We start from the raw sequence: 21728 nt of genomic DNA on the forward strand, positions 1-21728 counted from the left end.
CCCAACACCCCCGGAGAGACATGGAACGCTCTGTTTCCGCACGCCTGGCCTTCAGGACCACAGCCCATACCAAAGTGGCCATGGCCATTGCCGCGGCGAGGAACAGTGGCTACTCATCCTTTGAAGAATCCCTGTCCGTTATGGCAGGAGGAACGGACGTGCCGCTCACGGAGGTATCCGATCACCACGGCGGCCGCCTCCACTACATGGAGTTCGACGAACCCACCGAGGTCGCGGTGGAATACGCCGCTACAGTGACCGGGCGCGCCGTCCCGGAAGAGGCGGAGCTGGCGGACCGGATCCGGTACGTCCGCCCCAGCCGCTACGCCGAATCCGATCGGCTGCTGCCAACCGCCTACGCCGAATTCGGCGGGATCCACGGGGCCGGGCTGCTGCATGCGGTCCGGAACTGGGTCAACGCCGAGCTGCGGTACATCAGCGGCTCCTCCCGCGGCACGGACGGGGCAGTGGAGACCCTGCTGAGCCGCCGCGGCGTGTGCCGGGACTTCGCGCACCTGGCCATCGCCCTGCTGCGTTCCAAGGACATTCCGGCACGCCTTGCGGCTGTCTACGCCCCCGGCCTGAGCCCCATGGACTTCCACGCGGTGGCGGAAGCCTACGTGGAAGGTGCCTGGCATGTCATCGACCCCACCGGGCTGGCCCCGCGGGAATCGATGCTCCGGATCACTGCGGGCCGGGACTCATCGGACACGGCGTTCCTTTCCACCGTGGGCGGCAGCCTGACCCTGACCCAGCTGCGCGTCACGGCCGTGGTCAACGGCGGGTTGCCCGTTGAGGACCCGTCCCGGCTGGTAGCGCTGGGCTGACGCCGGGCACGCCCGCCCGGCGCCGGGACTACCTGGGCAGGGTACCCAATGAGGCGCGGAGCTTGTCGGTGAGCCTCATGAGTTCCTTTTGTTCGGCCGCCGTCAGCGCGGGCGCCACCAGCGCGGAGATGTCGCGGACGTGCTCGCGGCCGATTTCCTTCTGGAGCTCCCGCCCCTCGTCCGTCAGCTGCAGCAGCACGCCCCTGCCATCGTCGGGTGCCGCCATCCTTGCTACCAGTCCACGCTTTTCAAGCCGGTCCACCAGTCTGCTGAGGCTGGACTGGCTGAGCAGGACGTTGTCGTTGAGCTCGTTGAGCCGCAGCCAGCCCGAGGGGCAGCGGGACAGCGTGAAGAGGACGTCGTATTCGTTGACGGCCAGTTTGCGGAACGCCGGTCCGGACTGCAGTTTGCGCATCACCGCAACCTGGGCCCGGAACAGCGACTCCCATGTTTCGGCCGCCAGCCGGACCGGCGAGTCGGATCCTTTCGCGGCCATCATGCCTCCGAGGCGGCTTTTTCGACGTCCTGGGCGGCCAGCAGAGCGGCGACCCGCCCGGCGTGGGTGGGCGGCTCGGGAACCTGTGCGGGCTTGCGCGCCGCGTACTCCTTGCGCAGGGTGGGCAGGACTTCCTCGCCGAACAGGTCCAGCTGCTCCAGGACGGTCTTCAGCGGCAGTCCCGCGTGGTCGATCAGGAACAGCTGGCGCTGGTAGTCGCCAAAGTATTCGCGGAAGGTCAGGGTCTTCTCGATGACCTCCTGCGGGCTGCCCACCGTCAGCGGCGTCTGCGAGGTGAAGTCCTCCAGGGATGGACCGTGCCCGTACACGGGGGCGTTGTCGAAGTACGGGCGGAATTCCTTTACCGCGTCCTGGGAGTTCTTCCGCATGAAGAACTGGCCGCCCAGGCCAACGATCGCCTGGTCCGCAGTGCCGTGGCCGTAGTGCTCGTACCGCTCGCGGTAGAGGCTGATCAGCTGCTGGTAGTGCTCCTTGGGCCAGAAGATGTTGTTGGCGAAGAAGCCGTCGCCGAAGTACGCGGCCACCTCGGCGATCTGCGGCGTGCGGATGGAACCGTGCCACACGAAGGGGGCCACGCCGTCAAGCGGCCGCGGCGTGGACGTGAAGTTCTGCAGCGGGGTGCGGAACTTGCCGGACCAGTTCACGGTGTCCTCGTCCCAGAGCTTGCGCAGCAGGCTGTAGTTTTCGATGGCCAGCTCCACGCCGTCCTGGATGTTCTTGCCGAACCAGGGATACACCGGGGCGGTGTTGCCGCGGCCCAGGACCAGGTCCACGCGTCCGTCAGACAGGTGCTGGAGCATTGCGAAGTCCTCGGCGATTTTCACGGGGTCGTTCGTGGTGATCAGCGTGGTGGCCGTCGAGAGGATGATGCGCTCGGTCTGCGCTGCGATGTAGGCCAGCGTGGTGGTGGGGGAGGAGGAGAAGAAGGGCCGGTTGTGGTGCTCGCCCAGGGCGTAGACATCCATGCCGATTTCCTCGACCTTCTTGGCGATGGCCACCGAGGCCTTGATGCGTTCGTGCTCGGTGGGGGTACGGCCCGTGGTGGGGTCCGTGGTGATGTCGCTGACGCTGAAAACACCGATCTGCATGATGTGCCTTTCCGTTCCTGGACTTGCTGGCTTGGTTTAAGTGTAAACCAAAGTAGATGCATTTGCATCTATCGCCTGCTGTAACGCCTGGCTGGACGGAATATTCCCATAGCTACGGAAGGCCCGGACAGCCCCGGAACACAGCGATGCCCGCACCGCCGAGGCGGAACGGGCATTGCGGGCATTACGGAGCCTATTCAGCGCCGCCGGGGGCCGCGCGCCGGCCGCTGACTTTGGGAATCTGACCGGTGGTCCAATCCCTGAACTCGGCGTCGACGTCGGACGCCCGAACGCCGGACGGGCCTGCAGATCCCGAAGCAGGGCCTTCTTCTCCCGGCGACCCTCCACCAGCCGGTACAGCACGGGGACCAGGATCAGGGTCAGCGCCGTGGAGGACACCAGGCCGCCGATCACCACCACAGCCAGCGGCTGGGAGATGAAGCCGCCGCCGCCGGTGAGGCCAAGGGCCATGGGGGTCAGCGCGAAGACCGTGGCCAGCGCCGTCATGAGAATGGGCCGCAGGCGCTGCCGGGCGCCGTTGGTGATCGCGTCCGCCACATTCATTCCAGGCTTGCCATCCCGCGGCTGCCGGTACTGGTTGATGAGGTCGATCAGCACAATCGCGTTGGTGACCACGATGCCCACCAGCATCAGCATGCCGATCAGCGACGGCAGGCCCAGCGGAACCCCGGTCAGCAGCAGGAGCGCCACGGCCCCGGTGGCCGCGAACGGGACGGAGACCAGGAGGATCAGCGGCTGGATGAGGGATTTGAACGTGGCCACCATGATCACGTAGACGATGGCAATGGCAGCCAGGAGGGCCAGGCCCAGCTGCCGGAAGGAGTCCGCCTGCTGGGTGGTGGCGCCGCCGATTTCGGCCGTGACGCCCGCCGGCAGCTGCACATCCGCCAGGCGCTTTTGGACTTCGGTGTTCACCGCGCCCAGGTTGGAGCCCGACGGCGTGATCGACACCTTGGCAGTCCGCTCGCCATTGCTGGCCGTAATGGAGACGGGGACATCCACCTGCTCCACGGAGGCGATACTGCCCAGCGTCACAGGACGGCCGCCGGCCGGCAACGGGATGTTGCGTACCGCGTCGATGCTGGTGAATTTGGTGCCCTGGCCGATGCGGACCGGGTAGTCGTTGGTGTCGATGCGGACCGTCCCGGCAGGGATGGGGCTGATGGTGGAAGCCAGGACCCCGGCCACCTGTTCCTCATTCAGTCCGGCGGCCACTGCTTTGGCCCGGTCCACCTTGACCTGCACTACGGGATTGCTGGCGGCCAGGTTGCTGGCCACCTCGCTGGTGCCGGGAACACCGGACATGGCCGCAACCATGGTGTCGCTGGCGGCTTGGAGGTCGGCGCTGGTAGCGGCCTTCAGGGTGATGTCCACCGTGGACGAGGTGCCGAAGCCGCCCTGCTGGGTGCCCACGGAGATCTTGCCGGAATCAGGCACCTTGGCCAGCTCGGACCGGACAGCGTCCTGGAGCCGTTCCTGGTTGGCCTTTTCATCCGTGACCACCGTGAAGGTCGAATTTGAGGATCCGCTGGAGGTGAGTGCCGCGAAGCCGGCCTGGGCGTTGCCCGACGTCACCTGGACGTCCTTGATGCCGTCGATGCCGCGCAGGACCTCCTCGAGGCGGATGGCGGCGGCGCTGGTGTCTGCCAGGCTGGTCCCGGCCGGCAGCGCCTGGCGCACGGTCAGGCTGTTCTGTCCCGAATTCCCCAGCAGGTTGGTTGCCAGCAGCGGCGTCATGGCGCCGGTGGCGCCGAGCACCAGGACGGCGGCCACCAGGGTGATGACCGGATGCTTCTGGGTGGACCGGAGGATGGGCAGGTACCCGCGCTGCAGCCGGCTGCGCTGCTCGGCGTCGTGGGCCTTTGCCTTTGCTTCGTCGGCCATCCTGCGGGCCTCCGGGGACCCGGCGGGAACTCCGCCGGGCGCGCCTGCGGGGTTCTTGAGGAACCAGTAGGCGAGAACCGGGACGATGGTAAGTGAGACCAGGAGCGAGGCGAGCAGCGCCATGGTGACCGTCAGCGCGAACGGCCGGAAGAGCTCGCCGGCCAGTTCACCCACGAAAGCGATCGGCAGGAAGACCGCCACGGTGGTCAGGGTGGATGCAGTGATGGCCCCTGCCACCTCCCTGATGGCGGTGAGGATGGCCGCGGACTTTTCCTCGCCGTAGCTCAGGTGCCGCTTGATGTTTTCGATGACCACGATGGAATCGTCCACCACGCGGCCGATTGCGATGGTGAGCGCGCCAAGCGTCAGGATGTTCAGCGAATAGCCGGTGCCCGACAAGCCGATGAACGTGATGAGCAGCGACAGCGGGATGGACACGGCGGTGACCAGGGTGGACCGGGCCGACATCAGGAAGAGCAGGATGACCGCGACCGCGAATCCCAGCCCCAACAGGCCTTCGGTGGTGAGGTCCTTGATGGACTTTTCGATAAACGGGGCCTGGTCGAAGACGGGGGTGAACTTTGCGTTTGAGCCCAGTTCCGCCTGCAGAGCCTGCAGGGAATCCCGCACCGCATGGGAAATCCCCACGGTGTCGCCCTCGGGTTTCTTGGTGACTGAAACGGCCAGGGTCTCAACCCCGTTGGTGCGGGTGATGGAGGTGCGTTCGTCGTCCTTGAGCGCGACGTCGGCAACGGAACCGATGGTGGCCGCGTTCTTGGCGCCGGCCAGCGGCAGGGCCTTGATGGCGTCGAGGGAATCGACGGGGCTGCCGATCTGCAGCGAAAGGGTCTTTCCCTGGTCCTGGAGCGTTCCGGCCGGAACCAGCGCCCCGTTGTTGGACAGGGCATCGCGGATGGCCGTAAGGCTTGTGCCTGCGGCTGCAACGGCATCGGCCCTGGGCAGGATTTCGATGTGCTGCGACGCCCCTCCGGTAACGTCGGCGCTGCGGACGCCGTCGATCTTCTGCAGCCGGGGCACGGTGAGGCGCTGGAGGTCGGCGTTCAATTCGCTCAGCGGCTTGTCCGACGAGACCGCCAGGAAAACAATGGGGAAATCGCTGATGCTTCCGGCGATGGCCTGCGGCTGGACGTCGCTGGGGAGGGTGCGCTTGGCATTGGAGATCGCTCGGTCAATCTGGTTCCGGGCCCGGTCCAGGTTAGAACCATAGGTGAACACCATGGTGATCTGCGAGACGCCGGTGCGCGACGTGGAGGAGGTGGATTCCAGCCCCTCCACGCCGTTCAGCGCCTTCTCCAGCGGACCGCTGACCTGCTTGTCCACCACTTCGGGCGAGGCGCCGGGCATGGCACTGAGCACGGTGATCTGCGGGAACTCAATGGATGGGATGAGCTCCTGCTTCAGCGAGGACATGGTGATCACGCCGAACACCGAGGCGAAGACGGTGATCAGCGCGATCAGGGCCCTGTTGGCAAGGGAAAGGTGCGCCAGCCGGAACATGGGTGCCCTCCTGGGGGTCGAGTGACTGGTACATGCCCTGGGTGCCAGCCGCTGGCCCCGGAAGGGTCAATGGCTGGCGGAAACGCTCTCCAGCTGGAGGGACTTGGCCGTGGACCGTTCCAGCTCCGCGGCCAGGTCGGGATTTTCATCCAGCTTGACCCCGTAACCGGGCATCATGTCCTTGAGCTTGGACTGCCAGCCCTTGAAGTCCCTGGGGAACGTCTTCTGCAGCAGTTCAATCATGATGGGGACAGCGGTGGAGGCTCCGGGCGACGCGCCCAGGAGCGCGCCGATGGAGCCGTCGCGGCCGGCGATCACTTCGGTTCCGAACTGAAGGATGCCGCCCTTTTGCGGATCTTTCTTGATGATCTGCACACGCTGGCCGGCGGTGATAAGTTCCCAGTCTCCGCCGTTTGCCTCGGGGTAGTACTCGCGCAGTGCCCCGACCTTCTGGTCGTGCCGCTTGGCCACTTCCTTGACCAGGTATGCCGTGAGGTCCATGTTGTCCTTGGCCACGGCGAGCATCGGGATGATGTTGCTGGGCCGGATGGACAGCGGCAGGTCCAGGTAGGAGCCGTTCTTGAGGAAGTTCGTGGAGAAGCCTGCGTACGGTCCGAACAGGAGCGAGCGCTTGCCGTTGACGTAGCGGGTATCCAGGTGCGGTACGGACATGGGCGGGGCGCCGACGGAGGCCTGGCCGTACACCTTGGCGCTGTGCTGGGCGGCAATCGTCTCGTCCGTGCAGCGGAAGAACTGCCCGGAGACGGGGAATCCGCCGTACCCCTTGCTTTCGGGGATGCCGGAAGCCTGGAGCAGATGCAGAGCGCCGCCGCCGGCGCCGACGAAGACGAACTTGGCGTGGATCTTGCCGTGCTCCCCTGAACGCGGGTGCTTCAGCGTCAGGTCCCAGCCGCCGTCGGACGCGCGGGAGATGCCGGTGACGTCGTGGCCGTAGTTGATTTCGACGCCGTTGTTCCCCAGGTAGCCGGTGAGCTCACGGGTCAGTGCCCCGAAGTCGACGTCGGTTCCCTCGGCGGCCCGGGTGGCGGCGACGCGCTGCTGGGGGTCGCGGCCCTTGACGATCAGCGGCGCCCACTTGGCGATCTGTGCGTGGTCCTCGGAGTATTCCATGGACCGGAACAGGGTGTGCGGCTTCAGGGCCTCGTACCGCGTCTTCAGGAACCGGGTGTGGTCCTCGCCGATCACGAAGCTCATGTGCGGGACGGTGTTGATGAAGCCCTTGGGGGAACCGATCAGGCTGTTGTCCACCAGATGGGACCAGAACTGGCGGGAAAGCTGGAACTGTTCATTGATGAGCAGCGCCTTGTTGGGGCTGACCGAGCCGTCTTTGGCTGCGGGGGAGTAGTTCAGTTCGCAGAGGGCCGCGTGGCCCGTTCCCGCGTTGTTCCAGGGATCTGAGCTTTCGAGCCCCGGCTGGTCCAGCCGTTCGAACAAGGAGATGGTCCAGTCCGGCTCCAGCTGCTTGAGGAATGCCCCCAGCGTTGCGCTCATGATGCCGCCGCCTATCAGGACAACGTCGGCATGTGGGGTCTTGGAAATGAAGGTCACGATCAGTCTCCGATTGCAGCGGCTCTGGCTGTCACAGAATATCCCCGCGCAGCCGACATACTGAAATTGGACCGGCCCGTCAAGGCTTTAGTTGGACCTTCGTAAAAACTTCATTTAAGACCGGCGACGCCGGGTAGCTCAGGACCCGGTCTGAAAGGGCAAGGGCAGAGATGGGGAAGGCGATGGGAACGGCCGGCACGGTCGCCGCGATCTGGGAGTTGATGGTGTGATACAAGTCATCACGCTCCTTGCCGTCCGGCAGGCCGCGGGCCCTGTTGATCTTCGAGAAGACCTGCGGATCCTGGTACCCGAATTCGCCGTTCTTCTCGCCGAACAGCGGGCCGACGAAGTTGTCTGCGTCCGAGTAGGAGCCGTTCCAGCCGAGGATGTGCAGTGCGTGGTCGCCGGGGGACTGGACCTTCTGGAGGTAGCCGTCTGACCAGTCGACCGGGACGGGCCGGATATTGAAGCCGACGGCCGTGAGCTGGCGGCTGAGCTCGGCGTAGACCTTCTCGGGGGTAGGAAGGTAGGGGCGGGTGACGTTCAGGGGATAGTAGAACTTCAATTCCTCACCGGCGTAACCGGCGTCCTTGAGGTAGCTCTTGGCCTTCTCCGGATCATGTCCCAGCTCCGGGGCATCGTTGTTGAAGCCGCTGATCTTGGGCGGGACGAACTGCGTGGCTTTGGCGGTGTTGTCGATGAAGAACTTCCGGATCAGGGTTTCCTTGTCGATCGCGAGCTCCACCGCCTGCCGGATCTTCTGGTTCTGGAGCACCGGGACGTCCTGGTTCATGCCCACGTACATCACGGAGAAGGGGTCGCGCTGGACGATCTGCTTGCCGCGCTTGACCAGCTGGTCGAAATTCCCCACCGTCACGGCGTCGTAGCCGTCGATCTTGCCGTCCAGGAGGGCCTGGAGGCGGGTTTGCGGGTAGTTGTAGGCCAGGAAATTGATGGTGGCGATCTGGCCGCGGTCGCCCCAGTAGGTCTTGTTGCTGGCGAGGGTGACACTGTCGCTGCCCCACGCGGCGAACGAGAAGGGGCCCGTGCCCACCGGGTTGGTGGCGAAAACGGACAAGGCCTGGCCGCCACGGTTTTGGTCCAGCACGTCGGCCTTGCCGGCGGCGAGGGCTGCGGGGGAGGCGATGGCGAAGGCGGGCAGGGTCAACGCCTGGAGGAACGCGGTGAAGCGCTGGGTGAGGTCGATCTGCACGGTGTCCGCTGCCACCGCGGTGCAGCTCTTGAAGATTGAGAGGCTTGCTTCGTCCGAGTGCGCCTTGAAGACGCCCTTGAAGGAGCTTCCGGGTGCCTGCTTCCGCAGTTCAGCGGGAAAGGCAAACCAGCGGTTGAAGTTGGTGCAGACTGCGTCGGCGTTGAACGGGGTGCCATCCTGGAAGGTGACGCCGGTCCGGAGTTTAAAGGTGTAGGTGCGGCCCTCGTTGGATTCGTTCCATTCGGTGGCCAGCAGTGGTGTGGGCTTGCCCGTGGTCTGGTCCACGCCCACGAGGCCTTCCATGATTTGCCGCGTGATCCGCTGGGATTCGACGTCGTTGGACAACGCCGGGTCAAGGCCCAATGGCTGGGCGGCCGTACCGAAGCTGAACGTTGCTGCCGGATCCGCCGGTGTGGAGTTGTTCTGGCCGGGCGCGGGAGAGGGCGACGGTGCGCCTGTGCATGATGTCACGCCCAGCGCCATGAGGACGGCGCCGGCCTTGATGGCAGTCCGCCGCGATGTACTGCTGGGCACTCGTTTATCACCTCTGGATCCTGCCGGCTCCGCCGCTTGCGGGCCGGGACCCAGTCTAGTGGACAGGACTTGAACGTTGCCTGGAGGCGGACACGCCAATGCCGGGCCCCTGGAAAACCAGCGGAACCCGGCTTGGTCGAAGAACGCCTGTTGCCTGGGTCGGCTACTTGGGCATCAGCACGGAGTCGATCAGGTAGACCGTGGCGTTCTTGGTCTTGACGCCGCCGCAGATGACGTTGGCGTTGTCCACCTTGAGGTTGTTGCCGCTGCCGGTCACGGTGACGGAGCCGCCTTCGACGGTGGCGTGCGTGCCGGCGATCTTGTCAGGGGTGATCTGGCCGGGAACAACGTGGTAGGTCAGGATCTTGCTCAACAGGGCATCGTCCGTCTTGAGGGTGTCGATGGTGGCGGCGTCAATCTTCTTGAAGGCGTCATCCACCGGTGCGAAGACGGTGAATTCGCCGCCGTTGAGGGTGTCAACCAGGTTGACCTTGGGGTTGAGCTTGCCGGAAACCGACGCGGTGAGCGTGGTGAGGATGGGGTTGTTGGAAGCCGCGACGGCCACCGGGTCCAGGGCCATGCCCGCTACCGAGCCTGCGCCGGTGGGAACCTGCTGGGCGTAGGCGGCGCAGCCGGGGCCGACCAGGTTTGCTGCCGGGTCCACGCTGCTTGCGGAGGATTTTGCCGATGCGCTGGCGGACGGTGAGGCCATGCTGGAGCTGGGGGCGGAGGACATCGGCGCCGAAGATGCCGAGGACCCGGACGTGCTGCCTGAACCGCCACATGCGGTGAGGCTGAGCAGAGCGGCCGCTGCAACGCCTGCGACGGTGAAAGTGGTGCGCTTGAAGGTCTGCATTTCAGTTCTCCTTGGATCGTTTCGCCTGCTGCCCTGGAATTGTGTCCGCGGCTTGCAGTCTGACTTGGGGGTAAGCACCTGCCCTTGGCTGGTGTCTCAATGGCTATTCGGCCGGTGGGCGGAAGCGGATGGGTGGATCTTTGGAGTTTTTCGATTCGGGGCATGAACCGGCAGGGGAGGGCGCGGCTTAAAGCAAAGGATCCCCCGGCCGAAGCCGGGGGATCCGCTATGTGCGCAAGGGGGGACTTGAACCCCCACGCCCGAAGGCACAGGAACCTAAATCCTGCGTGTCTGCCAATTTCACCACTCGCGCGCAGGCTTCCTGCCATGAACGCACAGCGTTCGACGGCGGGATGCCAGTGTCCATTGTAGCGTCGCGCCGGCCGGGTGTTCCGGCCGGCGCGACGGCGCGGTCAGGCGTCCAGGTTGAGGTCCCGCCGCAGCTTGGCCACGTGGCCGGTTGCCCTGACGTTGTACTGGGCCAGGGACACGGCGCCGTCGGGATCCACCACGATGGTGGAGCGGATCAGGCCCTGGTACGTCTTTCCGTAGTTCTTTTTTTCGCCCCAAGCACCATAAGCCTCGGCTACTGCATGGTCCTCATCCGAGAGCAGGGGGAATGTCAGGGCTTCATTCGCGGCAAATTTTGCCAGCTTTTCCACGGGGTCCGGCGAAATGCCCAGGACGTCGTATCCGGACGCCTGCAGGGAGGCAAGGCTGTCGCGGAAGTCGCAGGCTTCCTTGGTGCAGCCGGGTGTGGACGCTGCCGGGTAGAAGTAGACAATGGTGGAGCGGCCGGATGCCGGGGCCAGGCTGACCTCCTTGCCGCTTGAATCCTGCAAGGTGAACGCGGGTGCTTTGTCGCCGGTGACGAGTCTTTCAGCCATTGTTTTTCTCCTTGTTGCGGGCCGGACACAACAGCCTAGTAAGCAGGTGGGGCGAGTGCTAATCGGCACTTGGCTATACTTGCTGCTATGCCTGATATGGATCACTGGCCCACGGGGCGCCTCCTGTCCACTGCTGCGCGCCTCGTTGAACATTCCTGGAACGAAAAACTTGGCGCCATCGGACTAACCCATGCCGGTGTCATCGCCATCGAAGTGCTGGCCGCCCAAGGTCCCATGACCCAGGCCCAGCTCGCCCAGTACGTCCGCGTCCAGGCCCAGACCATGGGCAAGACGCTCAGCCGGCTTGAGTCCCATGGCCATATTGCCCGGGTGCGCAGCACCTCGGACCGCAGGAGCCACGTGGTGTCGTTGACCGAGCGGGGTAAGGAAGCTGTGGCCCAGGCAGTGGAGATGGAGCGCTCCGTATTGGCATCCGCATCGATCGACCCCGAGGTCCTGCGCCAGGAACTCAAAGCTGTGGTCCGCGAACTCGCCAGCCAGTTCGCCACAACACCCAGCGACGCCTCGGCCCTGGTGGACTCGGCCAAGTAACCGGCATTTTCCCTCGGCCTTAAAGCGTGGCCCCGTCAAGTGATTGCCGGGGCCACGCTTTTTTGTGCCCGGCGGCCCGCCTGCCGTCGCACGTTCCCGCCGCTCCGTCCATTGCTGGGCCATTGCCGTCGCAGTCGATAAATTCAGCCGGCAAAACAAAACAGCCCCCGGCTTGCGTTACCGCGAGCCGGAGGCTGTTTTCCCAGTGGTGCACCCCCCGGGACTTGAACCCGGAACCCATTGATTAAGAGTCAATTGCTCTGCCAATTGAGCTAGAGGTGCATCTTCTTTGCTTCAATCTTTCGGGCTTTTTCTTTCCCGTTGATCTCCGCAACGACATGAAACTCTACACGAACTTTTGATGCAAGTGAAATCGGCGCGGGGGGAGGTGTCCCCGTCACTGCCGCAGTCTCAAAACCAGCACGAAATCAGGGTTTTCGTTGTTGGTCAGCAGCCACAATCCGCCCTCCGGGGTCTGGATCACATCCCTGATCCGCCCGTACATCCCTGTGAAATAGGCCACAGGGTTCCCTGCCTCCGTTCCATGGAGGACGACTGCCCACAGCCTCTCCCCGCGAAGCGCTCCCATGTAGGCGGTGCCGCCGGCTATTTCCAGGCCGCTGGGCGACGATTCGCTGGTGGCCGGCCATACGACCTTTGCATCCTGGAATTCCGGCCGGTGCGGGGCGCCTGTCACTTCGGGCCAGCCGTAGTTGGCGCCGGGAAGGATCAGGTTGAGCTCGTCATTGACGTCGGGGCCGAATTCGGTGGCCCACAGCCGGCCGTTGCTGTCCCAGGCCAATCCCTGGACATTCCGGTGTCCAAGGCTGTAGACGGCATTGCCGAACGGGTTCCCGGGCGCGGGACTGCCGTCCTCGGCAAGCCGCAGGATCTTGCCGCCCAAAGCGTTCGGGTCCTGGGGCTGTTCCTGGCGCTGGGCATCGCCGGTGCCCACATAGAGAAAGCCGTCCGGACCAAACCGGATCCTCCCGCCGTTGTGCGTCGTGGCCTTCGGTATGCCAACAAAGACGGTGTGCGGCGGCCCGGGGACCAGCGTCCCGGTAGCGTCTCTTTCGAGGGTCAGCCTGACCACCCGGTTGTCCTCCTGGCCTGTCACATAGGCGTAGAGGTAGTGGTCAACGTCAAAATGCGGAGACAGAGCCAGGCCCAGCAGGCCTCCTTCGCCACCGGGCACTACGCCTGGGACTTTCCCCACGGTGGTGGCTTGTCCATTGCGGACTGCCTTCAACAACGCCGTTCCACGCTCGGAGATGACGGCCGTGCCGTCCGGAAGGAAGACCGCCGCCCACGGGACATTCAGCTGCAGCTCCAGTTTCTCCTGCACCGCGGGTATGGAGACGGACGGTTCCGTCGTGGTGCCGGCGCTGCTGCCAGGCGTTGGGGCTAGGGGCGCGCCGGTGCACGCCGCCAGCAGGAACGCCAGGAACAGCGTCCAGCAGTGGCGCGGCGCCTTAAAGCGGCCCGTCCTCCTGCTGGAGCCGCTTGCGGCGCGGAGCGCGGAAACCGGCGGCCTCGGCGTGCGCTGCAGACTCAAACCAGACTTCCGCCCGGGTCTGCTCATAGTCGGGATGTCCTTCTTCGTAGTAGACCATCGCAGCGGCGTCTGCCTTGACGCTGTAGTCCGCCGGCCCGCTTCCATCGGCAGCGGGCGAGGCCGAGCCTGCCCCGTAGGGTTCGTCGGCGGCGAGGTGTCCGGTCGGTTCTCCTGCCGCTTCACTTTGCAGCGGGGCCAATTCCTGATACTGCGCTCCCGCCTCCTCAACCAGGGCGGAGGACTCTGCGCGGTCAATCGTTTCTGCCGCTGCCGTTTCCTCCACCGCGGCGGTCTCGGCGCCGGGCAGCGTCGGGGCGTGGGGTGCCGTGTATTCGTCATGGTGGAGGGCGTGGACGGGCGCGGGGGAGCCGTGCTCCACGGATCCCGGCTGCGCCGTGTCTGTTTCCCCTGGTGCAGCCCCGGCCGCGGGCGCGGCTGCCACCGGTGCTGCGGCCGTTGCCGGTGCAGGGCCGGCGGTGGCCGGTGCGGGCCGTGACCCGGACGGCCCAGCCTCGGACCATTGGGTTTCCCATTCGGCTTCGTCCTGCAGCCGGCGCTCATCGCCGGCACCGGAAAAGTCCGTGCCATCGCCGGCACCGGAAGAGTCCCGGCCCGGGGTGTCGAGTGCCTCGGCAGTTGGGGGCGTCGCCCGTGGTGACGCCGATGAGTCCGCCGACTCCTCTGCCGTTGCCGGGGCGGCCGGTTCGGCGGCCCGGCCGAAGCCGGCTGCCGTGGGTATGCCGGTGGTCGCGGCAGCGTCAGCCGATGCTGCGGCGCTGCCTCCCTCCAGCGCGCCATCCGACCTCGTGCCGGATGCGCCCGGCGCGTTGGCCGATTTGTTGCGGTTCAGCAGCCACCAAATGACTGCCGCGATGACGATGATGAGGATGATCCAGAAAAGAATGTCCATGGCAGGCCTCTCGATCCGGGCGGCGGGGGTGTCCTGTCCCGACGCTACGTCGGCCGGCCACTGCTGTCCAGAGATGCAGCAGGCGGAACGCGGAGGCCCGGGCCGTGGGCGCGGAGCGGTAAGAGCCTGCCCGGCGTCCCCGGGCGTCTCAGAATATGAGACGCCAGTCCACTATTTGGCTGGGTTTTGCCGCTATTTCACCGGGTACCGGAATTTACGGTCGTCCGGTCACGGCGTGAGCCCTAGACTTTCCCCTATGAGTGACGCCCAGACCGCAACCGAGAACACGCCTGATATCAAGCCCCGCAGCCGCGTCGTCACCGATGGAATCCATGCGGCGCCCGCGCGCGGCATGTTCCGGGCCGTCGGCATGGGCGATGACGACTTTGCCAAACCGCAGATTGGCGTGGCGAGTTCATGGAACGAGATCACCCCCTGCAACCTCTCCCTGAACCGCCTCGCGCAGGGCGCCAAGGAAGGCGTCCACGCAGGTGGCGGGTTCCCCATGCAGTTCGGCACCATCTCGGTCTCGGACGGCATTTCCATGGGACACGAGGGAATGCACTTCTCCCTGGTCTCCCGCGAAGTCATTGCCGACTCCGTTGAGACTGTCATGCAGGCCGAGCGGATTGATGGCTCCGTCCTGCTGGCCGGCTGCGACAAATCCCTGCCGGGCATGCTTATGGCCGCCGCCCGGCTGGACCTTGCCAGCGTCTTCCTCTACGCGGGGTCCATCATGCCCGGCTGGGTCAAGCTCGAGGACGGCTCCGAAAAGGAAGTCACCCTCATTGATGCTTTCGAAGCGGTGGGCGCCTGCGCTGCCGGCAAGATGAGCATGGAGGACCTCACCCGCATTGAAAAGGCCATCTGTCCGGGTGAAGGTGCCTGCGGCGGCATGTACACGGCCAACACCATGGCCTGCATTGGCGAGGCCCTGGGCATGTCACTCCCCGGATCCGCCGCACCGCCCTCGGCAGACCGCCGTCGTGATGAATTCGCCCGCAAGTCTGGTGAAGCGGTGGTGAACCTGCTGCGAAAGGGCATCACTGCGCGCGACATCATGACCAAGGAGGCCTTCGAGAACGCCATCGCCGTCACCATGGCGTTTGGCGGCTCCACCAACGCCGTCCTGCACCTGCTGGCGATTGCCCGCGAAGCCGAGGTGGAGCTGACCCTGGACGACTTCAACCGCATCGGCGACAAGATCCCGCACCTGGGCGACCTCAAGCCGTTCGGCCGCTACGTCATGACCGACGTCGACAGGATCGGCGGCGTGCCGGTCATCATGAAGGCACTGCTCGACGCCGGCCTGTTGCACGGCGACTGCCTCACCGTCACGGGCAAGACCGTCGCGGAGAACCTTGCGGCGATCAATCCGCCGGACGTTGACGGCAAGATCCTGCGCGCCCTGGACAACCCGATCCACAAGACCGGCGGCATCACCATCCTGCACGGCTCGATGGCCCCGGAAGGCGCCGTCGTGAAGAGTGCCGGCTTCGACGCCGACGTCTTCGAAGGCACCGCCCGGGTCTTCGAGCGGGAGCAGGGCGCCCTGGACGCCCTGGACAAGGGGGAGATCAAGGCCGGTGACGTCGTCGTCATCCGCTATGAAGGTCCCAAGGGTGGACCGGGCATGCGCGAGATGCTCGCCATCACCGGCGCCATCAAGGGTGCGGGACTTGGCAAGGATGTCCTGCTCCTCACTGACGGCCGCTTCTCCGGCGGCACCACCGGCCTGTGCATCGGCCACGTGGCACCGGAAGCGGTCGACGGCGGCCCCATCGCCTTCGTGAAGGACGGCGACCGGATACGGGTGGACATCGCGGCGCGCACCTTCGACCTGCTGGTGGACGGGGCGGAACTTGAGGCCCGCAAGGTGGGCTGGGAGCCGCTCCCGGCCCGCTACACCAAGGGAGTGCTCGCCAAGTACGCCAAGCTGGTCCACAGCGCCAGCCAAGGCGCCTACACCGGCTAGCAAGCCCTACCGCACAGGCGTTCCGGCTCCCGGGACATGCCCGCCGGAGGCGGCAGGGCTTAATAAGGTTGACCCGAGGGGCCCGGGCTGACGGCGCCCGCGCCGGAAGTTTGGGGTAGGGTCATCCGGTGGACAATGGGGTCCACATGGTGAGATAGGGTTGTCGCTCGTTGACACCCATCACACCAGAGGGAAAACTGAACGCATGACCTTCGTTACCGGCATCGTCGTCGTCCTTACCAAGCGCGTGGCACATTAGCCTCCACTGGTAACGAACCGTCACGCGCGAACCCCTCACAGAGCCACCAGGCTGAGGGGTTTTTTTATTTCCTGCCTTTCCAGCCACATTCCAACACCAGAGAAGATCCACAAGGAAGAGTCCGATGAGCAAAGGATCGCCCATCAGCCCCTCGCTGATGGCCACCAAGTCCGCTGGAGCCGCCAAGGCTCCGGAACGCGCCGACCGGACGGCTGAACATGCCGCCGTCGTCGCCGACCTTGCTGCCGTCTCTCCTGTCCTTGGGCCGAACAACGTCGTACCCCCGACGGTGATGACCGGCTCGCAAGCAATCGTCCGCTCGCTCGAAGAACTCGGCGTCGACGACATTTTCGGTTTGCCAGGTGGCGCGATCCTGCCCACCTACGACCCCTTGATGGCCTCCACCATGAACCACGTGCTGGTCCGTCACGAACAGGGAGCCGGCCACGCCGCGCAAGGCTACGCCATGGTCACCGGGCGGGTTGGCGTCTGCATCGCCACCTCGGGCCCCGGCGCCACCAACCTCGTTACCGCCATCATGGACGCCCACATGGACTCCGTGCCCCTGGTGGCCATCACCGGCCAGGTCGCCAGCGGCGTCATCGGCACCGATGCCTTCCAGGAAGCGGACATCGTGGGCATCACCATGCCCATCACCAAGCACTCGTTCCTGGTGACAGACCCCAACGACATCCCGCACGTCATGGCCGAGGCCTTCCACCTCGCCTCCACCGGCCGGCCCGGCCCCGTCCTGGTTGACGTTGCCAAAGACGCCCAGGTCGGCCAGATGACGTTCTCCTGGCCGCCAAAGATCGACCTGCCCGGCTACCGTCCCGTAACCCGGGGGCACAACAAGCAGGTGCGCGAGGCGGCGAAACTCATCGCCGCTGCGTCCAAGCCGGTCCTGTACGTCGGTGGCGGCGTGGTTAAGGCGCACGCCTCCGCGGAGCTGCTCGCCCTGGCCGAAGCCACGGGTGCCCCCGTTGTGACAACGCTGATGGCCAAGGGTGCCTTCCCTGACTCCCACCCCCAGCACATGGGCATGCCCGGCATGCACGGGACGGTCTCGGCTGTGACCGCGCTTCAGCAGTCCGACCTGCTGATTACGCTCGGCGCCCGCTTCGATGACCGCGTCACCGGCGTGCTGAAGACCTTCGCACCCAATGCCAAGGTCATCCACGCGGACATCGATCCTGCTGAGATCTCCAAAAACCGCGCCGCCGATGTGCCCATCGTGGGATCCGTCAAGGAGATCATCCCTGAGCTGACCGAGGCCGTGCGCAGCCAGTTCGAGGCCTCGGGGGTGCCGGACCTGACCACCTGGTGGGCCTTCCTGAACAATCTCAAGGAAACCTACCCGCTGGGCTGGACGGAACCGGACGACGGTCTCATCGCCCCGCAGAAGGTCATCCAGCGGATTGGCGCCCTGACCGGGCCCGAAGGCGTTTACGTCGCCGGGGTGGGCCAGCACCAGATGTGGGCTGCCCAGTTCATCAAGTACGAGCGCCCGCACGCCTGGCTGAACTCCGGCGGCGCCGGCACCATGGGCTACGCCGTTCCCGCAGCCATGGGCGCCAAGGTGGGCGAACCTGACCGGGTGGTCTGGGCCATCGACGGCGACGGCTGCTTCCAGATGACCAACCAGGAACTGGCCACCTGCGCCATCAACAACATCCCCATCAAGGTTGCCGTCATCAACAACTCCTCGCTGGGCATGGTGCGGCAGTGGCAGACCCTGTTCTACGAGGGCCGCTACTCCAACACCGACCTCAACACCGGCCATGACACCGTCCGCATCCCGGACTTCGTCAAGCTGGGTGAGGCCTACGGCTGTGCCTCGTTCCGCTGCGAACGCGAAGAGGACATCGACGCCACCATCCAGAAGGCACTCGAGATCAACGACCGCCCCGTGGTCATCGACTTCGTGGTGAGCCCCAACTCCATGGTGTGGCCGATGGTGCCCTCCGGAGTGAGCAATGACCAGATCCAGGTCGCCCGAAACATGACCCCGGAATGGGAAGAGGAAGACTGAGCATGAGCCGCCACACACTTTCCGTCCTGGTTGAGGACAAGCCCGGGGTCCTGACCCGCGTGGCCAGCCTCTTCGCGCGCCGCGCCTTCAACATCAACTCCCTGGCCGTCGGCCCCACCGAAGTACCGGGCGTGTCCCGGATGACGGTGGTGGTCGATGCCGACGGCGACCTCATCGAGCAGGTCACCAAGCAGCTCAACAAACTGATCAACGTGATCAAGATCGTTGAGCTGACCCCAGAATCTTCCGTACAGCGCGACCACATCCTGGTCAAGGTACGTGCGGATGCCGCAACACGCCTGCAGGTAACCCAGGCCGCAGACCTGTTCCGTGCCTCAGTGGTGGACGTCTCCACCGACTCGGTCGTCATTGAGGCCACCGGCCATCCGGAAAAGCTCACAGCCCTGCTTTCAGTGCTGGAGCCCTTCGGCATCCGCGAAATCGTGCAGTCCGGCACCCTGGCCGTTGGACGGGGATCCCGCTCCATGAGTGACCGGGCCCTCCGTTCCGCCTAGGCACCAGCCCGGGCGGGACCTGACGCCCGTAACCGCAGCACCGCAAGACCACTATCTACAACCACTCAAGAGGAGTTACGCAAGTGACTGAAATGTTCTACGACGACGACGCCGACCTTTCCATCATCCAGGGCCGCAAGGTTGCCATCGTTGGCTACGGCTCGCAGGGCCACGCCCACGCGCTGAACCTGCGCGATTCCGGCGTCGAGGTTGTTATCGCCCTGAAGGAAGGCTCCAAGTCGATCGCCAAGGCCGAAGACGCCGGCTTCACGGTCAAGAACGTTGCCGACGCCGCCGAATGGGCCGACGTCATCATGATCCTGGCGCCGGACCAGCACCAGCGCGCGATCTACAACGATTCCATCAAGGACAAGCTGACCCCCGGCAAGGCCCTCGCCTTCGCCCACGGCTTCAACATCCGCTTCGGTTACATCCAGGCCCCCGAGGGCGTCGACGTCATCCTGATCGCCCCGAAGGCTCCGGGCCACACCGTCCGCCGCGAGTTCGAAGCCGGCCGCGGCATCCCGGACATCATCGCCGTCGAGCAGGACGCCTCCGGTTCCGCCTGGGAACTGGCCAAGTCCTACGCCAAGGCCATCGGCGGCACCCGTGCGGGCGTCATCAAGACCACCTTCACCGAAGAAACCGAAACCGACCTCTTCGGCGAGCAGTCCGTGCTCTGCGGCGGAGTGTCCCAGCTGATCCAGTACGGCTTCGAAACCCTCACCGAAGCCGGCTACCAGCCGCAGATCGCCTACTTCGAGGTGCTGCACGAGCTCAAGCTCATCGTTGACCTCATGTGGGAAGGCGGCATCGCCAAGCAGCGCTGGAGCGTTTCCGACACCGCCGAGTACGGCGACTACGTCTCCGGCCCGCGCGTCATCACCCCCGAGGTGAAGGAAAACATGAAGGCCGTCCTGGCCGACATCCAGTCCGGTGCATTCGCCAAGCGCTTCATCGAGGACCAGGACAACGGCGGAGTCGAGTTCAAGGCGCTGCGCGCCAAGGCAGAGCAGCACCCCATCGAGGCTGTTGGCCGCGAGTTGCGCTCCCTGTTCTCCTGGCAGCAGCAGGACGTGGACTACGTGGAAGGCTCCGCAGCCCGCTAAGGCTGCCAGCCCAACCACTTGGACCGCAACGGTGAGGCCGGGTTCACACTTAACAATGTGAGCCCGGCCTTTCCGTCGGCCTAGACTTGTTTCCATCCCCAGGACTGCAACGCAGAGGATCAGCCGTGTCAAAACCCGTAGTACTGCTCGCCGAAGAACTTTCCCCCGCCACCGTCGAGGCCCTCGGCCCGGACTTTGAAATCCGCCAGACTGACGGCGCCGACCGTTCCCAGCTGCTCTCGGCGATCAGTGACGTAGACGCGATCCTGGTCCGCTCCGCCACCCAGGTGGACGCCGAAGCCATCGCAGCGGCCAAGAACCTGAAAGTCATCGCCCGCGCCGGCGTGGGCCTGGACAACGTCGACATCAAGGCCGCCACCCAGGCCGGTGTCATGGTGGTCAACGCCCCAACGTCCAACATCGTTTCCGCGGCCGAACTGACCGTGGGCCACATCCTCAGCCTGGCCCGCCACATTCCGCAGGCCAGCGCCGCCCTCAAGGACGGCGAGTGGAAGCGCTCCAAGTACACCGGTATCGAACTCTTCGAAAAGAAGATCGGCATCATCGGCCTCGGCCGGATCGGTGCCCTCGTGGCAGCCCGGCTCAAGGGCTTCGACACCAAGATCCTCGCCTACGACCCCTACATCACCTCCGCCCGCGCAGCGCAGCTTGGTGTGCAGCTGGTTACGCTGGACGAACTCCTTGCCCAGTCCGACTTCATCACCATCCACATGCCCAAGACGCCCGAGACCGTGGGCATGCTCGGCGCAGACGCCTTCAAGAAGATGAAGAGCACCGCCTACGTGGTCAACGTGGCCCGCGGCGGACTCGTGGACGAGGAAGCCCTCTTCACGGCCCTGCAGGACGGCGAAATCGCCGGTGCCGGCGTCGACGTCTTTGCCAAGGAACCCAGCACCGACCTGCCGTTCTTCAAGCTCGACAACGTGGTGGTGACCCCGCACCTGGGCGCCTCGACGGATGAAGCCCAGGAAAAGGCCGGCGTCTCCGTGGCCAAGTCTGTCCGCCTGGCCCTCGCCGGCGAACTGGTGCCGGACGCCGTCAACGTTGCCGGCGGCGTCATCGCACCCGACGTCCGCCCGGGCATCCCGCTGATCGAAAAGCTGGGCCGCATCTTCACCGCGCTGACCCATGCCTCCCTGACCCAGTTCGACGTCGAAGTGGCCGGCGAAATTTCGTCCCTCGACGTCAAGGTGCTGGAGCTGGCAGCGCTGAAGGGCATCTTCGCCGACATCGTGACCGAGCAGGTGTCCTACGTCAACGCACCCGTCATCGCCGAACAGCGTGGCATCAACGTCCGCCTGATCACCACCCCGGACACCGAGTCGTACCGCAATGTCCTGACGCTCCGCGGTGCCCTGAGCGACGGCAGCCAGATCTCCGTGGCCGGCACCCTGACCGGCCCCAAGCAGGTGGAGAAGCTGGTGGGCATCAACGGCTTCGAAGTTGAAATCCCCATCAGTGAGCACCTGGTGGTGGTGGCCTACACCGACCGCCCCGGCGTCATCGGCACCATCGGCCACATCCTGGGCATGAACAACATCAACATCGCCGGCATGCAGGTTGCCCGTTCCGACGAAGGCGGCCAGGTACTCGCCCTGCTGACCATCGACAGCTCCGTTCCCCAGCAGGTGCTGGACGCCATCAAGGCCGGTATCGGCGCTGAAATGGTCCGGGAAGTGGACCTGGAAGACTAACGCGACACACCGGCCGAAACGCCGTAGCCGCTCCTCCGCGCGGGCACGCCCCGGCGTAGCCACGTATGATTGGCCGGTCTGCTTACAATGGCTGGGTCCTGGTTCAGGACCGTAGCCGGCAGACCGGCCAATACCTTTTGCACATCCGTCCGCCATTGCCCACGTCTGCCCGGGCGGTTGGAAGTGCGCGCA

Annotated in this window: 15 protein-coding genes, 2 tRNA genes and 1 pseudogene; 7 read left to right on the top strand and 11 right to left on the bottom strand. The window is 65.3% G+C overall.

Annotated elements, in window-relative coordinates:
• Nucleotides 1-20: 20 nt before the first annotated feature.
• Nucleotides 21-827: a transglutaminase family protein gene (locus tag QF050_RS11960; protein WP_308930619.1), complete on the top strand. Its 807-nt coding sequence runs from the start codon at nucleotides 21-23 to the stop codon at nucleotides 825-827.
• Nucleotides 828-855: 28 nt separating this feature from the next.
• Here the strand turns inward: QF050_RS11960 and QF050_RS11965 are convergent, their stop codons facing one another.
• The 8 genes and pseudogenes from QF050_RS11965 to bcp all read right to left on the bottom strand — a co-directional run bounded on the left by QF050_RS11965 (nucleotide 856) and on the right by bcp (nucleotide 10914).
• Entirely contained in the window at nucleotides 856-1323 is a 468-nt protein-coding gene (locus QF050_RS11965; RefSeq protein ID WP_308932158.1) for a MarR family transcriptional regulator, read from the bottom strand.
• Entirely contained in the window at nucleotides 1323-2432 is a 1110-nt protein-coding gene (locus tag QF050_RS11970) for an LLM class flavin-dependent oxidoreductase (RefSeq protein WP_308930620.1), read from the bottom strand. Before QF050_RS11970 ends, QF050_RS11965 begins: the two co-directional genes overlap by 1 nt.
• 193 nt (nucleotides 2433-2625) lie before the next feature.
• Nucleotides 2626-5855, bottom strand: a pseudogene (locus QF050_RS11975) (efflux RND transporter permease subunit).
• 66 nt (nucleotides 5856-5921) lie between these two features.
• Nucleotides 5922-7424: a malate:quinone oxidoreductase gene (locus QF050_RS11980; RefSeq protein WP_308930621.1), complete on the bottom strand. Its 1503-nt coding sequence runs from the start codon at nucleotides 7422-7424 to the stop codon at nucleotides 5922-5924.
• Between the two features lie 79 nt (nucleotides 7425-7503).
• The gene (locus QF050_RS11985) at nucleotides 7504-9171 is read right to left on the bottom strand and encodes an ABC transporter substrate-binding protein (protein WP_308930622.1); all 1668 of its coding nucleotides are present in this window, start codon (nucleotides 9169-9171) and stop codon (nucleotides 7504-7506) included.
• A gap of 163 nt (nucleotides 9172-9334) precedes the next feature.
• Complete coding sequence (locus QF050_RS11990; protein ID WP_308930623.1) at nucleotides 9335-10027, bottom strand: fasciclin domain-containing protein; 693 nt, start codon at nucleotides 10025-10027, stop codon at nucleotides 9335-9337.
• 231 nt (nucleotides 10028-10258) lie between these two features.
• Nucleotides 10259-10340, bottom strand: a tRNA-Leu gene (locus QF050_RS11995).
• Between the two features lie 100 nt (nucleotides 10341-10440).
• Nucleotides 10441-10914 (bottom strand): thioredoxin-dependent thiol peroxidase, encoded by a 474-nt coding sequence (gene bcp, locus QF050_RS12000; protein WP_308930624.1) that lies wholly within the window; start codon nucleotides 10912-10914, stop codon nucleotides 10441-10443.
• 96 nt (nucleotides 10915-11010) lie between these two features.
• On the opposite strand from bcp, the gene QF050_RS12005 reads away from it, so the two are divergent.
• Nucleotides 11011-11466: a MarR family transcriptional regulator gene (locus QF050_RS12005; RefSeq protein WP_308932159.1), complete on the top strand. Its 456-nt coding sequence runs from the start codon at nucleotides 11011-11013 to the stop codon at nucleotides 11464-11466.
• Nucleotides 11467-11672: 206 nt separating this feature from the next.
• Here the strand turns inward: QF050_RS12005 and QF050_RS12010 are convergent.
• The 3 genes from QF050_RS12010 to QF050_RS12020 all read right to left on the bottom strand — a co-directional run bounded on the left by QF050_RS12010 (nucleotide 11673) and on the right by QF050_RS12020 (nucleotide 13931).
• A tRNA-Lys gene (locus QF050_RS12010) sits at nucleotides 11673-11748 on the bottom strand.
• Nucleotides 11749-11863: 115 nt separating this feature from the next.
• The gene (locus QF050_RS12015) at nucleotides 11864-12916 is read right to left on the bottom strand and encodes a sorbosone dehydrogenase family protein (RefSeq protein WP_374121566.1); all 1053 of its coding nucleotides are present in this window, start codon (nucleotides 12914-12916) and stop codon (nucleotides 11864-11866) included.
• 22 nt (nucleotides 12917-12938) lie between these two features.
• Nucleotides 12939-13931, bottom strand: a complete 993-nt coding sequence (locus QF050_RS12020) for a hypothetical protein (protein WP_308930625.1) — start codon at nucleotides 13929-13931, stop codon at nucleotides 12939-12941.
• Nucleotides 13932-14187: 256 nt separating this feature from the next.
• On the opposite strand from QF050_RS12020, the gene ilvD reads away from it, so the two are divergent.
• From ilvD to serA, 5 genes are all read left to right on the top strand, one after another.
• Complete coding sequence (gene ilvD / locus QF050_RS12025; RefSeq protein WP_308930626.1) at nucleotides 14188-15906, top strand: dihydroxy-acid dehydratase; 1719 nt, start codon at nucleotides 14188-14190, stop codon at nucleotides 15904-15906.
• 383 nt (nucleotides 15907-16289) lie between these two features.
• Nucleotides 16290-18197, top strand: coding sequence for an acetolactate synthase large subunit (locus tag QF050_RS12030; RefSeq protein ID WP_308930627.1), 1908 nt, complete (start codon nucleotides 16290-16292; stop codon nucleotides 18195-18197).
• A gap of 2 nt (nucleotides 18198-18199) precedes the next feature.
• Nucleotides 18200-18712 carry an acetolactate synthase small subunit gene (gene ilvN / locus QF050_RS12035; protein WP_018768340.1) on the top strand — a complete coding sequence of 171 codons (513 nt, stop codon included), beginning with the start codon at nucleotides 18200-18202 and terminating at the stop codon, nucleotides 18710-18712.
• A gap of 83 nt (nucleotides 18713-18795) precedes the next feature.
• Nucleotides 18796-19821 (top strand): ketol-acid reductoisomerase, encoded by a 1026-nt coding sequence (ilvC, locus tag QF050_RS12040; RefSeq protein WP_308930628.1) that lies wholly within the window; start codon nucleotides 18796-18798, stop codon nucleotides 19819-19821.
• A 125-nt stretch (nucleotides 19822-19946) separates the two neighbouring features.
• Nucleotides 19947-21536, top strand: a complete 1590-nt coding sequence (gene serA / locus QF050_RS12045) for a phosphoglycerate dehydrogenase (RefSeq protein ID WP_109045023.1) — start codon at nucleotides 19947-19949, stop codon at nucleotides 21534-21536.
• The last annotated feature ends 192 nt before the right edge of the window (nucleotides 21537-21728 follow it).

It is taken from the genome of Arthrobacter sp. SLBN-112 (genome assembly GCF_030944625.1).
GTDB lineage: Bacteria > Actinomycetota > Actinomycetes > Actinomycetales > Micrococcaceae > Arthrobacter.

Coding starts and splice junctions, on each gene's coding strand:
- bcp (WP_308930624.1), bottom strand. CDS start 10,914: ATGGCTGAAAGACTCGTCACCGGCGACAAAGCACCCGCGTTCACCTTG.
- QF050_RS11960 (WP_308930619.1), top strand. CDS start 21: ATGGAACGCTCTGTTTCCGCACGCCTGGCCTTCAGGACCACAGCCCAT.
- QF050_RS11990 (WP_308930623.1), bottom strand. CDS start 10,027: ATGCAGACCTTCAAGCGCACCACTTTCACCGTCGCAGGCGTTGCAGCG.
- QF050_RS12020 (WP_308930625.1), bottom strand. CDS start 13,931: ATGGACATTCTTTTCTGGATCATCCTCATCATCGTCATCGCGGCAGTC.
- QF050_RS11970 (WP_308930620.1), bottom strand. CDS start 2,432: ATGCAGATCGGTGTTTTCAGCGTCAGCGACATCACCACGGACCCCACC.
- QF050_RS11965 (WP_308932158.1), bottom strand. CDS start 1,323: ATGGCCGCGAAAGGATCCGACTCGCCGGTCCGGCTGGCGGCCGAAACA.
- QF050_RS12005 (WP_308932159.1), top strand. CDS start 11,011: ATGGATCACTGGCCCACGGGGCGCCTCCTGTCCACTGCTGCGCGCCTC.
- ilvD (WP_308930626.1), top strand. CDS start 14,188: ATGAGTGACGCCCAGACCGCAACCGAGAACACGCCTGATATCAAGCCC.
- QF050_RS12030 (WP_308930627.1), top strand. CDS start 16,290: ATGAGCAAAGGATCGCCCATCAGCCCCTCGCTGATGGCCACCAAGTCC.
- ilvN (WP_018768340.1), top strand. CDS start 18,200: ATGAGCCGCCACACACTTTCCGTCCTGGTTGAGGACAAGCCCGGGGTC.